Raw genomic sequence first — 15,748 nt, forward strand, 5'->3', positions numbered from 1 at the left:
TTCTCTCTTTTCTCTCATTAACTCACCCAAAGCGGCTCACTTTGGTAGCGGCGAGACCATAGCGCTATTGGAAAACAATACATATTTTGATAGGACAGCATTTCAAGAATTTTGCAAACGATACAGGGCTCAAGACCCAACGATTTGGCAACCGGATAACAAGGTGCTAACAGCGGGTGCGGCACCACAGCAATTGCACATGACGGCAAAGAAGCACGCCGTATTGGTTCCTGAAACAATGTTAGATGTGGAATGGGCACATGTTATTGCTCCAAAGGCGCGGTTGGTTATTGTGGGAACTTACGGACTATCTAAATCTAGGTTGAACAAAATCTTGACTACATATCATGTATCCGTAGTGTCTGACTCTCACACCGGAATTTACCTTGGTACCCGTAGTCTTGGTAATCCCAAGCCATTGCAATATGTTTCATGGGCTGCCAAGCACCATGCAGTGTTCACAGCATCTGGTGATGGTGGATCCCTGCTTGAGAAAGAGGCCAATATTCCGCAGGTGGTATTTGTGGGAGGGACACAACTCAATCCATTTGATAAGACGTTTAACATGAGAAGTTTTCCAACTTGGCCGGCGGAAGGATATGGACATGCCGTATTTCAAATTCCAGCACTTCCTTATCAGCGTTCCATTGCAGGATACTGGCGGCGGACTCCAGACGTCGTGTGGCAGGCTGGATATCCAGGCGTTGTACTTGAAGTACAAAACGGCAAGTGGATACATGCAGAAGGTACAAGCTTGTCAACTCCTCTATGGGCTGCGATGTGGGCACTGGGAGATAAGGTTCATGAGATGAAAACGGGAGAGGCCCTGTCGCCTAATGCGAATGAAGTACTATATAGACTCCACACCCAAAACCCATCGGCGTTTTTAAAAATGTCTGGCCAGCGTCACCAAGGATTGGGTATGCCTTCTCCATCTTTTGTAAAAGACATTGGTTCCTTCAAAAATAACGTCATAAAATCGTACTCAGACGGATACCCGACATGGCTCTTAGATACTCTTCGAGGAATCCTTCTGGCCCTGTTATGCACAAGTGGCGCTCTGTTCTGGAGAGCAATAAAACACAAAAGGTATAAGGGGCTCTCATGGGTTTTAGCATATTTGACGGTAGCCCTTGTGATAGGACTATACGACGCTAGCTTCGATCCTGAATGGTTTTATGTTCCTATAAAGGCAGGTAATCTTCCCCTTCGCTTGCTTAGTCTGTTTGAACTGTTATTCGCTGCTTTTGGTTTTCTCTTACTTATGCGTACATATATGATTCGTACAAGTCATCAGTTGACGCGAAAGTTGCGGAAACGAGTTCGAAATAGACGTTCCCAAAAGGAGCGTCATACACCAATCAATAAATCAGGAAGTAGTTGAGGTAAAAGGCCCTTTTACAATTGAGAAACACTGTTTGAAATCAAGCGAGCAGCTTTATTTGTCACACCGACAAACTTATCTTTCTCACGGTGTCCTGATGAATTACACTCTATCGCGACGTCGGTGGAGATAGTGATTCACGTCAAGATAGGGTTGTTTTCTTTATTCATAAACAGCGTCGTACATAAGCCTTAGACTTATTTTTGACACATGACCACTAGCATGAATTTCTTATGTTTTGTCATACACCTCTCCATTTATACGGGAGAGGTTTTTTGATTGGGTCAGAAAGCAGGTAGAAATCTCGGTGATCGGATGTGTCAATAGCAACTCAACCATTATTCAAGGAGGCACGACGGGTGAAGGGGCAGAGAATTGGATATGTACGTGTAAGCACGGTGGAACAGCATCCAGACCGACAACTGGACGGTGTATCCCTGGACCGGGTCTTTACGGATAAAGTGTCCGGTAAGACCACTCATAGACCCCAACTCCAGGCATTGTTGGAGTTCGTGCGAGAAGGGGATCTTGTCGTCGTTCATAGCATGGACCGCTTGGCCCGAAACTTGGATGACTTGCGCAGTATTGTACGCCGTCTAACGGAACGCGGCATACAGGTGGAGTTTATCAAGGAGAATCTCACTTTTTCCGGCAAGGATTCTCCCATGGCCACTTTGTTGCTGTCAGTTATGGGAGCCTTTGCCGAATTTGAACGTGCCCTGATTCGAGAACGTCAACGTGAAGGGATTGAACTCGCGAAACAACGCGGCGTATACCATGGTCGCAAGAAGTCGCTAACTGATGATCAAGTCATAGAATTGCGCAGACGAGCGCGGTCAGGAGAGAGAAAATCTGAACTGGCTCGTGCGTTTGGGGTCAGCCGGGGAACGGTTTATGAATACTTGAAGGAGCAACCTGTCGATAGCACATAATAACCGAACCCCAGATTCCTCTGTGCTATTGGTCTACCCCAGCAATCTTGTCATGCACCCCCTTATCCATTGAGGGGGTGCTTTTCATGTGGACATTACAAGTCGTTGGCAGTGTTGTTGTCTTGGGAGCTGTCACCCGGTATGTGATTGGACGGCCCTGGACGAAGGGAGGGCAGCGTCATGAAGCTACGTAAAGTCGTGCGCGTCATGATGTTTATACTTGTTATTCTAGGGGCCATCGGGGGTGTAGGAACGCTCATTCCCCATCATACAGCGGCTGTAAAGAAAGTGTCGAAGTCTGTCCATTACGCCGGAGAGCGGGCGTTTGCAGCAGCCTTTGCGAAAGCGTACCTGACGTTTCAGCCTTCGGATTCATCGAGTACAAGGGAACAGGAAATGTCCTCCTTTGCCGGAAATACCAGCTGGTTAGGGACGGATCCGGCTGTGAGCTCTCCAGGGAAGAAAGCGCAAACGGTGGGTCAGGTGCTGGCGGGCCGGGTTTCAAAACTGGATACGTCCCATGTCACGGTGAATGTGCTGGTGTATCTGCGGACGCCAAAGGCGCGCTGGGTGAAGTTGGTGGTCCCAGTTGGCATCTCTGGCTCACACTATGACGTCTATGCGCCGCCTACACTCACAAACGCCTTTACAGGGGTCGCCAGTGTGCAGGACAAAACTTGGTCGGGAAATGCGGCACCGGCAGCAGTGGTCACGAAAGTGCAAAACGTGCTCCAAGGTTTTCTTCCTCTGTACTTTCAATCCAGGGGGGTTACACCGCTGCAGCCGTATTTAAACTCGGCTGCCCATGTGCAACCGGGAGATGGACTAGTGAAGTTTGTGAAGATCGATACCCTGAACGTCTATGGTGCGAAGACCGGGCCTTGGATTGCCGTGACAGACGTCCAGGTCAGCGATCCGGTGACAAAGATGCACTATGAAGAAGAGTTCGCTATTGGGCTGGAAAGCCAGGCCGGGCACGATGTCATTACGGGGATTGTCGTGAATTGAATCATCAAACCACAGATTTGTCATGCAACTCCTCTTCTGCAGAGGGGTTCTTTGGAGGTGAGGGTGCTGAATTTCAAGACCCATGAAATGGTGGGCGCTTTGTCTATGGAGATGGTCCTGGTAGAGACCCACGCCGGATTGCATTGGTGGACCCCCGTCCTGGTGGTGGCAGCGGGCCTTGCGGCTCCGGTACCGGACATTGACCAGCCAGAGAGCTGGATTGCCCACAAGATTCCCCTTGGCCAGGTTGTCGGTCGGTTTGTTAGGCACAGAACGGTCACCCACAGTTTGTTATTCCTGGCACTCTTGTGGGTGGTTTTGCTGAGAGTAGTGCAGATTCCGTTGCCACTGGGGCTTTCCTGGAGAAGTGTGGCCTTTGCCTTGTGGATTGGGTATGCTTCTCATCCCCTGGCAGATTTATTGAATCCACAGGGCGTGCAGCTGCTTTGGCCGCTTCCATGGTGGGTGAAGGTGTTACCAGAGCCCATTGCCATTCCTGTGGAGTCCGGACGAGAGTCACTCTTGCACGCCATCTTGACGTTGCTGGTAGTCCTCATCGCCGCTGCCTTTGCGGTTGCCCACTTACCTGGCCACGTCCCCTTTGTCACGTCGTTCTCGCATCACATTCTCAGCATCATCACTTTCTAGGTCTATGTACAGGGAGAGAGGAGAAATGAAACATGTTCCAATTTGGAAGAAAACTCAGAAAAGGATTCATCGGTCTCATGGCAGGGCTTATATCGAGCGTGGCCAGTGTGGTGACGGCTTTGGCCAATTCAAACCCCCTCAGTGGCATTTCCAAGCCTTCCGTCTCCAGTTCCAGCGGTCCGGGTGCAGGCATGTATCAATACCTGATGCCGCAGATTGTGCCTATTTTTTTACTGGCACTGGGGGCGATGGCGGTTTGGTACTTCGTCCGTCACCAACATACCAAGCTGGTGACCTTGGTGATTACCGCGACCATCGTGCTGGTAATTCTCACAGAACCCACGGCTCTCGGAACGTTTGTGTCCTGGGTAGGCGGTCTATTCAAGCAACTGTAAGGAGAGGGCAAACGGCATGAACAGAACCTATCGGAAGTTGTTTCATCAACGCCCGACCTTGACCAGCCTGGGGGACTTCAAGTTCCCCGCAGGCATCAGTGTCCCCTTGGATGGGCTGTTGGCGTTTGTCATTTGCCTCTTGCCTGCTGCGATTGTAGCACCGGTTTTGCACTGGACGCTGGGGATCAACCGTCTCATCGCCACCCCCATGCTGGCGTTTGCCGGAGCGTGGCTGGCAACACGGATGGACATGCAGGGGAAACCCTTTCCGGTGTGGTTGATGAATCTTGCTGCCTATTTCTTTCGTGCCCATCACAGCAACGGCTGGGACCCCATCAAGGCAGCAGGGCGCATTCCTGGGAGCCTCCAAGTCGATGTGGGCTGGTTGTTGTCCAAGGGCAACCAGGTACAGTCTGGTGCGCTGCCGGTAGAAGTGCGTTCCATTCAAGGCGATCCCGTTGAGCTCCAGACCCACGTGCCGGTGGATGTGAGAAGGCTGGAGAGACGCAGATATATCATCCAGCGTGCTGTTTCTTCTGCCACACCCCGTCATACCAAGAAAGCGACCACAGGGTTGCAGCCTGGGCAGTTGTCCTTGACGGGCACGGAGGTCAAGTGGCAGACGCTCACATCGGTACCCACATTCCAACCCGGGCAGAAGGCGTCGAAGGACGTACGGGATCATCAAATTCGGTTTTAGGGGGGATGAAGGTGGCGCACAAACTGTTTCCTGCAATGTATTGGGAAGACAATCGCATTTTTGATGTGGAGGGACAAGCCTGGGGGGTATACAAGTTGCCCCAGTTCCCCTATGAGTTTCGGGCAGAAACGGAACGGTTGGCCGTGTCCGACCGCTTTGAACGGTTTTTGCACAACTACACGGGGAAGGGCATGCTGCTCAGCTTGAGCAAGCAGTTGTCTCGACAGCAATTGGAGCAGCAGATGCGGGCGAGATCGTCGCATAAGTATTGGCAGGAGCATGTAGATGCGGCGATGACAGAGTTGAAGTATCGCCTGGCCTATGAGCGCAGAGTCTACTTGATTCTGCCACTGCGAACGTCTACCGCTAATCTGCGGCTGGACCAATTGTTGACCGACAGCAACGCGTGGAAAGAGACGCTGAAAAAAGCGGGACGGCAGGTTATGAATGGCATCATGGACATCGGCCAAAGTGCGCTGGACGCTTTCTTGCGGCAAGGGACGCAAAAGGAACTGTCGGATGACTTGCTGCAGTCTGCGTACAGTGTGGACCGTCAATTGATGGCCAAACTGAACGGGGCCATGAACGGCAAGGTGGAGCGGGCCACACCGGCAGAGCTGGAGTGGTTACATCGCAAACCGTACTTTCGAGGAATTGAGGAGCCGCAAAGTGTTCTCCCGGAACAGCTGCCCGTCTTGTTGTCTACGAAGCAGAACACAACGGTGATTCGACCGTTGCGCACTTCCATGCTGCAAATTGCCGAAGCAGATGTGGTAGAGGACCTGTTTCGGGTTCGGGTCCAACACCCGAATCAACAGACCAGCTACCAGTCTGTCATGGCCCTGTCCAACTTCGCGGAGGGCATCGAGGACCTGGGGAACGAATGGTTGTATGAACCGCTGGAGGAACTGGATTTTCCGGTAGATGCGTGTATCCATTTTGAAGTGATTCCAGGACACGTTGCCAGAGCCAAGGTTCATCGCAAGAAAGGGGCTGCGGAAGACCAGTGGGACGAGCTGGCCAAAGATGGAGACGTGGAATTGGACGTGGAGGATGGATTGGCCGATGCACCCATATTGGCAGCCAAGCTGAAGGAAGGGATGCCCCTGGTCGAATTTCAGTCTTTCATGGCCATTGGGGCAGACGATGAACAGAAGCTCCTGGAACGGGAGGAGAAACTCATTAACCAGATGGATGGGTATGCCCGCCTGGTCCATCCACCAGGAGATGCGAGAGCGTTGTGGCAGGCATTCTTTCCATGCTTCACGGGAGGGGTTCATTCGACCTGGAAGGTGCCCGCTGAACCTCGGGTGGTGGCATGTGGAGCCCCGCTTGGGACCAGTACCCTGGGAGACCCTTCTGGATTTCTCTTTGGTCACCTGATTCGTAGCGGGAAACCTGTGTTTATGGATCCGGAACGACCCATGCGCGTGCTGAATCACTCCGGTTCCATGGCCTTGATTGGGGTGACCGGATCCGGGAAGTCCATGACCATGAAGAATATTACGGATAAGCTGCTGGCATTAGGCGGCATGGGATATGCGCTTGATCCCAAGAAAGATGAGTACTTTAGTCTCTATCAGAGATGGGCCTCTGATGCCTACTGGTTGCGCTATGGCCGGGAGGCAGGGGCCGCGTTTACGCCCTTTCACCTGGCCGCTGACGCTGGAGATGCAAGGGCCATTGCCCAAGGCTGGTTGGGCATTTTACTCAATATCTCCGGATCCCGAGAGGACCGGTACGCGGCTATTGTCGTCAACGCTGCGCTGAATAAGTTGTATCAGATGGAGTCTTGGGATATGGAATTTTTTCTGGCTTGTGTCGCACAAGTTGGGGCAGAAGGGGAAAACGAGGAAGAGCGGCAGACGGCCGCCTTGATTCGTCGCACGCTGGACCAATTTCGTCATGACCCGGTAGCGCAGTGTGTCTTTGGCCAGGATGAGGCGAATCAGACGCTGGCGGATGCCAAACTGGTGGTGCAAAGTTTGCGGAATCTGGAGTTTCCGGACCGGAGCATGCCGGATCCAGACAAGTGGCGGGAGCCGCAGCGTTTCGCTGTTTCGATGTTGTATCTGTCGACACAGATTGGCCTGCGCAAACTCATGGAAGCGGACCCTGCGATCCCAAAGTTCTTCCTCATCGACGAGGCGTGGATTTTGCGGTCCATCCCCGAAGGTCGGGAACTCATCAATCGCATTCTGTTGCTGGGGCGGGCCTTGAACCTGATTCTCGTTCTGGGCATTCAGAACCCGGATGTGCTGCTGCCAAAGGATGAAAACGACGACTTGACCGCCAATCTCGGCTGGCTCATGTTTTTTACGCTGGAATCCAATGTCCAGGTCCGTCACGCAGTCCAGATTTTGAATCTCCCGGATGATGAGGATTGGCAAAAAGTATTTTCCGAGTTTGGGAACGGGCATGGATTGGTGAGGGACCCTGAAGGGCACGTCGGGGAGCTGCAAGTGGATTTACTTCCAGAAACCCTGAAAGAGGCGTTTTCTACCACGCCAGGTGGTACAGAGACAGAGGGCAAGAAGAGACAACGAAAGGTGCGTCTACAACGAGCATGAGGAGGGGATGGGAGATGCACAAGCGTGGGCGATTCCTCCTCTCCGGCATCCTGACGTCAGTCCTCACCTGGGTTGTTGTCGGGCCTCCTGTCTTTGCTGCCACAGCCGGGATGGCGAGTCCTGTCGGGTGGAAAAAGTACCCCTTTGGCAACTACGTCTGGGACTATTTCATCAAGAGCGGGATTCACTTTAATCCGCTCCATGGTACGGTTCCTACAACAATGAATCAGATTGCCAATCTGTTGGAACAAATGAAGGTCCACATCATGTACCTGATGCTGGCGTTTCTGGATTTTGCGATTCACCCGAAACAGATTACAGGGCCGATTGTGCAGGAACTGTCGCATGTGTTGGCCGCTGGATATACAGCCTTTTATACGCGATTGTTGCCAGGGGCGTTTGCCATTATGGCGATCTTCTTGTTGTATCGGTTCGCGCGCAGTCACCATGCTTCGATTTTGCAGATTCTCCTGATGTTTGTCCTCGTTTCCGGGTTCGCCGTGGCGTTCTATACCCATTTCAGCGGCCTCATTGATGGCGTGACGAACTTCGATGATGCAGCGTCCTCGTATTTTCTGAACGTAGCCTCTGAACTGGGACAAAAGGCACAAGGCAGTCCGCATGTCACACCGAATGTGGATCCGGCGCTCTCAGTGGTCTGGGACGATTATGTACTGCTGCCTTGGGAAGCAGGGGAGTTTGGGACGTCTTCTTTGAATTTGAACCAGTTCCAGGTGAGCCAGCAAGAAGTGGGGCAAACCTATCAAGGGAATGGTGGGAAGACAAAGCACATCCAGCCCGGCCAAAACTGGGTCTCGCTAATGCTCTCGACAAACGGTGGGGGACAGGGGAGAACCGAACTCGCCAAAGTGTTGTACAGTTCTAATATTCCAAGAGGTCACTTCTATCAATATGCCTCAGAGGACAGTCCCCAGAGCAGTCCCATGACACGTTTGCAAATGGCCGCGTTCAATTTGGCGTTTCCTTTAGTCAGTCTGGTACCTGCCGTATTCTTCGCATGGATGGGCGCGTTGTTGTTTGCCCTTACGTTCGGGTTCTTACTGACCGTGGTGGAGTGTGCCGTGATCTTGCCTTTGACCGTCATCCCGGATTACGGATGGAACAAGCTGCTGCAGCTGCTAAAACGCGCCGCCGGACAACTCATCATGAAGACCCTCAATGCGTTGTATCTGGGCCTCAGTCTCTTTGTCATGAACCTCATCTCCAATGGCTTGTCCGGTTCAACGGTAGGACAGGAACTGAGCCTCATCATCATTAGTGTGGTGCTCTTGATACTCTTGTTTTTCCGAGGGCGTTTTCTGCGAGAGCTGACAACCAAATTACCGGATGACTATCGCTGGACGTGGCGGGACCGGGCTCGGGATGTGCGGCAGGAGGCACGGCAGAAAACAACCCTGCTGAGAAGCAGGCTGCAGCGGGCACAAGGAAGCAGACGGAATCGAAGCACAGACAGTGATGCCTCCGCTTCAGGAGGGGCAAGCAGAAGTGGTGGGCGGAGTGCCAGACGTTCCACTGGGTTCAACAAAGGTGCAGGGGGCGGAACCCGTTCCAGTACAAGTTCGAGTGGAACTAACAAAGAGGGTAATACTCATAGAGCCGATACAAACACAAGCAGCAGGTCCCCAAAACGCCGTATCTCTGTGCAACCGCATGGAGCAAAGGAAAAGTTCATAGAAGCTTCTGTCGGGAAATGGACGAACGGATTGCCAAGCTCACTCAAAGCCAAAAGGGTGTATCAAGGAACAGGGAGGAAATATCTCCTGTCGCAAGCGAAGCGTTCAGAGACACCCCGTGTTGATGGAACATCCAGCTGGACAACGCCTCTGACATTCGATGGGGGGCACGTTCCCACAGCACAATCTGTGAATGTATCTTCCAAGACGTCAAAGGATAGACGCAGTTCAAGTGTGAAGGATCGTGCTACACATGCCGCACATCGTGTATCGCAGAGGAACCCCACGAAAGTTCGGAGATTTCGCAGAAATGTTAATGGGATAGGAAACAGGACACGTCCTCTGACACCTTCTGAGCGGCGGGTTCCAACACTGCAATCTGTGAATGCATCTCCCAAGGCGTCAATGGATGGACGTGTATCAAAGACGGAAGCTCGCACAGCACCCGTGGCACAGCGTGTGTCGCAGCCGAAGTCCGCGCAAGTTTGGACGTTTCGGAAGATCATCCGTGGAGAGGGCAGACAACGGGTTACACTTCCCTCCCGAACAGTGCGTGACGCCAGCGTTCAACAACGGAGGTCGAAAGGTGCGAAACCTCCTGTGTTCGGGCGGACACGGTAGTAGGTCATGGGTCAGGGAAGGGTGGAATCTAAAGAGGTGTTAGTCCATGAATGTTACCAACGCAGGAGCGAAAGTCAGCCAACTTCAAAGCGAAGGCTCCACTCAGAAAGATAGTGCGGAACACTAAGGATATGCGGGAGTGTCCAATCCTGTAAGGATAACTGAAAACAACAACACCAACGTAAGAGAGTCGGAACAAAGATTGCTTGAGAAGATTGTAAGTAGAGATAACTTGAACCAAGTGTTCAAGAAGGTCAAAGCAAATAAAGGAGCTCACGGCACTGATGGGATGAAAGTAGACGAACTCTTACAATATCTCAAAGAGCACGGCGAGACGCTTATACAATCCATTCAGGACGGCAAATATCGCCCAAGCCCAGTTCGAAAGGTAGAAATGCCCAAAGAAAAGTGGGCGAGCGGTTTATGCGAGGGAACGGCATCGGTTTCAAACCGCTAAGGTTTGCATCCTCGAGTGGGATTCCGCAGGCAAAGATTGATGGAGAAACGGATATTCCCGTCGCCTTCACTAGGGCGAATGTCATAAACTTACTTCGAGTACGCCGTAGCGAGAGCCTCTGCCAAGGCTTCAATTGCCTGACGAGTGTGACGATGTAGCGTTGTCCGACTCATGTTGAACATTCCGGCTAGCGCTGCCTTAGTAACCTGCTTGCGTCCATAGCTTTCCCGAAGGATGTCTTGATGGAGCTTCGTCAACGGCATTGTTGGAGGCGACGATTGCAACAGGGATTGCAAGTGCTGTTGCAACTCAGTTCCGGTGAGTTGGAGCCGTTGTGCCAAATTGGTATTTCCAAGTGCATTCGGCCGATATAAGTCCTTCAGCATTTGCCCAACCTCTTCGCGCGAAACAGCAAGCTTCGTCGGCTGTGCAAACAAAATATTCGGTGTCTGCGTGTTATCCAGTTGCAATGCCATAGTATTCGCCCAACGGAGGAAATTTTCGTTTCGAAAATCCAACTCGAAGACACTGATGCCATCAGAAGCCCTCTCCTCTGGAAGGGTCAGCTTCTCTCTGTACCCAAACTGCCGCATCAGCTGATTTACAATTTCATCACCACTAGCTACGATCAACCGGGCTCCCGCTCCTACCAGCGTGTACCAGTCCATAAAACTCAAAACGCCTAGCTTCTCCGGTAAATGATGACGATTTGTCACATCTACAATGGAAATAAGTAGGCAAAGTGAATCCATAAATTCTTCGGGCCGTGTCTGCAGGTCTGGCAATTCCTGCGCAAGCGCATCTTGAAGGTAGCGGGGCGCGTAGCGTTCAAGTAGAGGCAACGTGCCTTCGTGCAGCCATACACTGATACCCAGAGTCAACGGTACTCCTGATTCGGACCGCACAATACGAATTCCTTGCGGATAATTGAATGCCATAAAATCAAGCAGTTCATGGTACGAATCTGGTTCAACAAATTCACACAGCCATGTGCCAAGCTCAATAGCACTGTCCAACATTCGGTGCAAATGAGGTAAATCAGCCAATTCAAAGGACTTTTGTGGGCCCGGCCTTGCGGAAGAAGGAAAATTGGCATAGTCACTGTGTACAGGTATGAACTCCAGATATAGTTCGAGCACATGCACTGCTATTTGCATCTGCTTTAGTTTGGTTGCGCTGGGGTATTGCTCCGCAAGGAGCATGATTGCATTTTTACAATACCTGCGGAATGCCGCTGCATTGCGTTGGTAAAACGTACGGCGAAGCACCTGTGTGACGATATCATGCTGTAACGACAACCCTTGCCCATCGTATCCTACAAAGGACAGTTCCTGTAATTGCTGGTACGACTGGATACTCATCGATTTTCCTGTCAGGGCTTCAATGTGCATGAGTTGAGCTCCGGGGAGGACTGAGAGCACCTGCAATGCATCGTAGAGGTCCGAGGTAGTGACCTCCTTCAGAATGTCAGCGCTGATGATTCCATCAATGCTTTGGACTGCTTGGACTGCCCCCTGTGAGCTTCGCTGCAGGGCATCAACAGCAAGAACGAGTGACAAAGGATGCCCTTGTGTTTTCTGAGCAACTGTGTCCACGACCTCATCAGGAAGTTGATGCTGATGCAGGTATGCCGCGATTTCCTGGGGTGTAAAGACATCTAGGATGAACTGCTCGATCCGAATATTAAAATTCGGCTGCGAGCGCCACTTTATCGGCAGTTCGGTACGGCTTCCCAAGACGAGCAGAACATCCTTAGGAGGTAATTGGAATAAGAAACTGGACAGAAACCAGCTTTCGATGACGTCGATATGTTCACAGTTGTCAAGAAAGATGGCAGTGCGATGCGCAGAGAGCGCCTGCCGAATGTGCTCTAGCAATGGGACTTCCGTGTCATGAGCGAGGCCGTATTCATACTGAAGAGTCATGTCGATGCTCAGAAGAAAATCGGAAGGCATGCGCAGACATGTTCGTCCGTCGAGCCATAGTGTTCGTACAGACGCCTGCCTGCACAAGTTGCGCATTTCCATCATCAGAGTGGTCTTTCCAATTCCTCCGATACCTGAAATCCATGCGAGGTATGTGCTCGGTTTGTCAGTATTCAACCAAGACTCGATGTTGCGTAGCTCCGGGTCCCTTGCGGTAAAGGCATGGGACTTATAGAGTTGTATTGGATATACATTGGAAAGCCTAGAGTGCTGTCCTGAGTTCTTGTCGCTCATGATAAACCCCTATCAGAGTGCCAAGGCAATCATATTATGTTACACTGGCTGATTTCGCACGAGACATCTGAACATTATTGCAATTTTTAGTTCTCCTTATTATAGCATGCTTACTTTGAGAAATCGTTGAATTTTACAACAAATTCCTCCTGATTGAATCTGCCATGGCGATCCTCCTACTGAATGAATCAGTTAATGAATCAGTTCGCCGTTATTCCTTGTTTCGGCGTCAAGAGAAAAAGTCGAAACAAATGTGAAACAAATGTGAAACATCCTTCACTTCAAGTCACTTTATACTTGAAAATGTCTGAATTAGGAGAGACATGTCCCTGTTTTCACAGATTTTTCGTAGGGACGTGTTTCAAGATGCAAAGACTCAGGGGGAATGTTACCTTATGTTGTCCAATTCCAAAACAGCGTTGCGCATTACAGCAGGTGGTCTCACATCGGTACTACTGTCGACGGGCGGCATTGCTCTCGTTTCCATCAATCCAGTGTGGGCCAGCACACTCGTGACGGCAACTGCAACATTTCAACCAACCGGCAATGAACAGACATATACCGTCCCTAGTGGCGTCCGACTTATCCATGTTACGGCAACTGGTGGAGAAGGAGCGGGCGGAAAGGGCGGATCGACGGGAGGTAAAGGCGCAGAGGTAAGCACCTACCTGCCCGTCACACCAGGAGAAGTCTTATATGTGGAAGTGGCTGGAAATGCAAGAGGGACCCAAGGCGGATTCAACGGCGGGGGATCGGATAAAGGCGCATCTTCCTACCCAGGCGGGGGCGGGGGCGGCGCTTCGGACATCCGCACCGATCCTGCGACTACTCCGAACAGTGCCGGTTCGCGGCTTTTAGTGGCTGGCGGCGGTGGCGGTGGGGGTGCTCAGGGACAGAGTCCGTCAACTAGTGCAGGAAATGGCGGTAACGCTGGAAGCAGTACACAAAATGGCAGCAACAGCAAAGCCTTTAGCAACAGCGGCTTAGTCTGGCTGACAGGATCCGACGGCGGACAAAGCGGGATGAATACTGTCGGAGGTAACGGTGGTCAAGCAGGCAGTTTCCTGACGTATCAAGCGTCCACCGGTGGAGGTCCCCCTGTCCCATATCACGATTCAGGTGTCAACGGTCCAGCTGGTTTGACTGGAACGAGCACAACTGGCGGCAGTGGCGGAAGCAGCGTCACTGTCAACGCACCCGTCGGTGACGGCGGCGCGGGTGGCGGCGGTTATTATGGCGGTGGCGGCGGAGCTGCAGGGGGAATAGATTACAGTCAAATCACTCCCTCGACCACAGGCGGCGGAGGAGGTGGCGCAGGAGCCAGCTACGTCGAAGCCAGCGCTATGGATACCAGTATCACAACAGATACTACCGGTAAGCCTTCCATCGCGATCACACCTGCACTGGACGTGACACCAACTACCCTGCAGAGCGCGTCTGTAGATGAAAGCTACACGGCGACACTGCAGGCGACGGACGGCACGGCTCCGTACAACTGGACGATAGTCAAAGGGTCATTACCGCAAGGCCTTAAACTTGACAGTCAAAGCGGGGCTGTAAGCGGAACACCCACGCGTACAGGAACCAGCCAGTTCACGGTTCAAGTCACAGATAGCGGCAAGCCAGCCCTGAAAGTGGACATTCCCTATACCTTGGCAGTCACCGCGCCAACCGTGATCCAACCCACGGGATTGAAGCACACCAACGTGACCACCACAGGCTGGGCGGAGTCTTGGAGCGGCGTGTCTGGAGCCACCTCCTACAACGTCTATTTAAATGGCAAACTCGTGAAAAATGTACACGGGACCTCCTACATGTTTCAAAACGAAAACCCTGGACAGTCCTACAATGTTACCATCAGCGCACTCGTTGGTACCTACGAGGGATCACAATCCGCCAAGGATGTGGTCGCCACTGGCCTTGCAGCACCACAGAGTCTGACGCACCAACAAGTGGGTACAAGCGGTTGGACAGAGACGTGGAACCAAGTGCCAGGAGCACACGGTTATGACGTTTATCTTAATGGAACGAAAGTGGCCAGCGCTAGTGGCACTACATATACATTCACAGGCCTGAAAGCCGCCACGTCCTACCAGGTGTCCGTTATTGCAACTGCTGCATCGGGTGTTCATAGCGCTGCTTCGTCAACAGATACAGTTCTCACAGACAAACCTATGGTGACACCACCTACGGGCTCAGGAAGCTCAGGAAGCTCAGGAAGCTCAGGAAGCTCAGGAAGCTCAGGAAGCTCAGGAAGCTCAGGAAGCTCAGGAAGCTCAGGAAGCTCAGGAAGCTCAGGAAGCTCAGGAAGCTCAGGAAGCTCAGGAAGCTCAGGAAGCTCAGGAAGCTCAGGAAGCTCAGGAAGCTCGAATTCCAGTCCTGGACAGACCGTCCTCGCCACACACACATTTGGCCCATCTGGCGGCACGCTGTCAAGCGGTTCTCAGAGCATCCATATCACGCTGAACGTACCACAGGGTGCTTTTTCTCAATGGGAACAATTGTCCTTGGCGACGACCAACACTTCTGCGCTCTCTCCCTCCGTGTCGTTTCCCAGCGGAAGTAAGCCGATTGTCGTGTTTAGCGTTGAATTCTCCGGGGCAGCGCCCCAGAAGCCGCTGACCTTGACCATCGAAAATCAAAATATTCGTGAGGGGGAAAAGGTGTACAAGTTGCAAAACGGAAAACTGATTGCCGTTTCCGCAACCGTCTCCTCGGGTAAAGCAGTTATTCAATTCAGTTCAGACCCGCAGTTCGTGGTTGTGCAAACCTCAACTAGTACGAAGGCGTCCACAACAGGACAACAAGGAACATCGCCGGTGCAGGCGGGCTCAACTACTGTAACTGGGGCAACGACTCCTGTAACGGGGATAGATGCCATTCCATGGACCGTCGGGGGCACATCCCTTACTACGTTGGGAGGCTGGGTGCTGTGGCGCGGACGACGCAAAAAGAAGCCGTAAGTATCGTTATATATAAATCGAAATGTAACTATCTGAAATTTGAAAGGGGAAATGAGGACGTGGGCAAACGGGTGATCCATGCGAAAACGATAAAGGAAGTTACGGGGCTTGAGCGCAAGCGTCTTGATTTCCAATAACAAGTAGAATGGAGAGTGAA

Annotated in this window: 11 protein-coding genes; 10 read left to right on the forward strand and 1 reads right to left on the reverse strand. The window is 52.0% G+C overall.

All coding sequences use genetic code 11. The features are described from left to right. The first annotated feature begins 67 nt into the window (after nucleotides 1-67). From GI364_RS03230 to GI364_RS03270, 9 genes are all read left to right on the forward strand, one after another. A complete protein-coding gene (locus GI364_RS03230) occupies nucleotides 68-1,384 on the forward strand; it encodes a S8/S53 family peptidase (protein ID WP_198852285.1) in 1,317 nt (438 codons plus the stop codon). Between the two features lie 359 nt (nucleotides 1,385-1,743). Next, on the forward strand, nucleotides 1,744-2,316 hold the full coding sequence (locus GI364_RS03235) for a recombinase family protein (RefSeq protein ID WP_198852286.1): 573 nt from the start codon (nucleotides 1,744-1,746) through the stop codon (nucleotides 2,314-2,316). A gap of 180 nt (nucleotides 2,317-2,496) precedes the next feature. Beyond that, a complete protein-coding gene (locus tag GI364_RS03240) occupies nucleotides 2,497-3,324 on the forward strand; it encodes a conjugal transfer protein (protein WP_198852287.1) in 828 nt (275 codons plus the stop codon). Nucleotides 3,325-3,387: 63 nt separating this feature from the next. Next, nucleotides 3,388-3,972, forward strand: coding sequence for a metal-dependent hydrolase (locus tag GI364_RS03245; RefSeq protein WP_198852288.1), 585 nt, complete (start codon nucleotides 3,388-3,390; stop codon nucleotides 3,970-3,972). Nucleotides 3,973-4,004: 32 nt separating this feature from the next. Beyond that, nucleotides 4,005-4,367 carry a hypothetical protein gene (locus GI364_RS03250; RefSeq protein WP_198852289.1) on the forward strand — a complete coding sequence of 121 codons (363 nt, stop codon included), beginning with the start codon at nucleotides 4,005-4,007 and terminating at the stop codon, nucleotides 4,365-4,367. 16 nt (nucleotides 4,368-4,383) lie between these two features. Continuing rightward, nucleotides 4,384-5,067, forward strand: a complete 684-nt coding sequence (locus tag GI364_RS03255; protein WP_198852290.1) for a TcpE family conjugal transfer membrane protein — start codon at nucleotides 4,384-4,386, stop codon at nucleotides 5,065-5,067. 11 nt (nucleotides 5,068-5,078) lie between these two features. Then, nucleotides 5,079-7,637, forward strand: coding sequence for an ATP-binding protein (locus GI364_RS03260; RefSeq protein WP_198852291.1), 2,559 nt, complete (start codon nucleotides 5,079-5,081; stop codon nucleotides 7,635-7,637). A 14-nt stretch (nucleotides 7,638-7,651) separates the two neighbouring features. After that, entirely contained in the window at nucleotides 7,652-9,952 is a 2,301-nt protein-coding gene (locus GI364_RS03265; protein ID WP_198852292.1) for a hypothetical protein, read from the forward strand. 139 nt (nucleotides 9,953-10,091) lie between these two features. Next, entirely contained in the window at nucleotides 10,092-10,409 is a 318-nt protein-coding gene (locus tag GI364_RS03270) for a reverse transcriptase family protein (protein WP_198852293.1), read from the forward strand. Nucleotides 10,410-10,498: 89 nt separating this feature from the next. On the opposite strand, the gene GI364_RS03275 is transcribed toward GI364_RS03270, so the two are convergent. After that, entirely contained in the window at nucleotides 10,499-12,628 is a 2,130-nt protein-coding gene (locus GI364_RS03275) for a helix-turn-helix transcriptional regulator (RefSeq protein ID WP_198852294.1), read from the reverse strand. Between the two features lie 395 nt (nucleotides 12,629-13,023). On the opposite strand from GI364_RS03275, the gene GI364_RS03280 reads away from it, so the two are divergent. Then, complete coding sequence (locus tag GI364_RS03280; protein WP_198852295.1) at nucleotides 13,024-15,591, forward strand: Ig domain-containing protein; 2,568 nt, start codon at nucleotides 13,024-13,026, stop codon at nucleotides 15,589-15,591. Nucleotides 15,592-15,748: the final 157 nt, after the last annotated feature.

Source organism: Alicyclobacillus sp. SO9, from assembly GCF_016406125.1.
GTDB lineage: Bacteria > Bacillota > Bacilli > Alicyclobacillales > Alicyclobacillaceae > SO9.

Bases quoted from the DNA above. Each gene is read 5' to 3' on its own strand.
- GI364_RS03275 (WP_198852294.1), bottom strand. From the start codon at position 12,628: ATGAGCGACAAGAACTCAGGACAGCACTCTAGGCTTTCCAATGTATAT.
- GI364_RS03265 (WP_198852292.1), top strand. From the start codon at position 7,652: ATGCACAAGCGTGGGCGATTCCTCCTCTCCGGCATCCTGACGTCAGTC.
- GI364_RS03255 (WP_198852290.1), top strand. From the start codon at position 4,384: ATGAACAGAACCTATCGGAAGTTGTTTCATCAACGCCCGACCTTGACC.
- GI364_RS03240 (WP_198852287.1), top strand. From the start codon at position 2,497: ATGAAGCTACGTAAAGTCGTGCGCGTCATGATGTTTATACTTGTTATT.
- GI364_RS03250 (WP_198852289.1), top strand. From the start codon at position 4,005: ATGTTCCAATTTGGAAGAAAACTCAGAAAAGGATTCATCGGTCTCATG.
- GI364_RS03280 (WP_198852295.1), top strand. From the start codon at position 13,024: ATGTTGTCCAATTCCAAAACAGCGTTGCGCATTACAGCAGGTGGTCTC.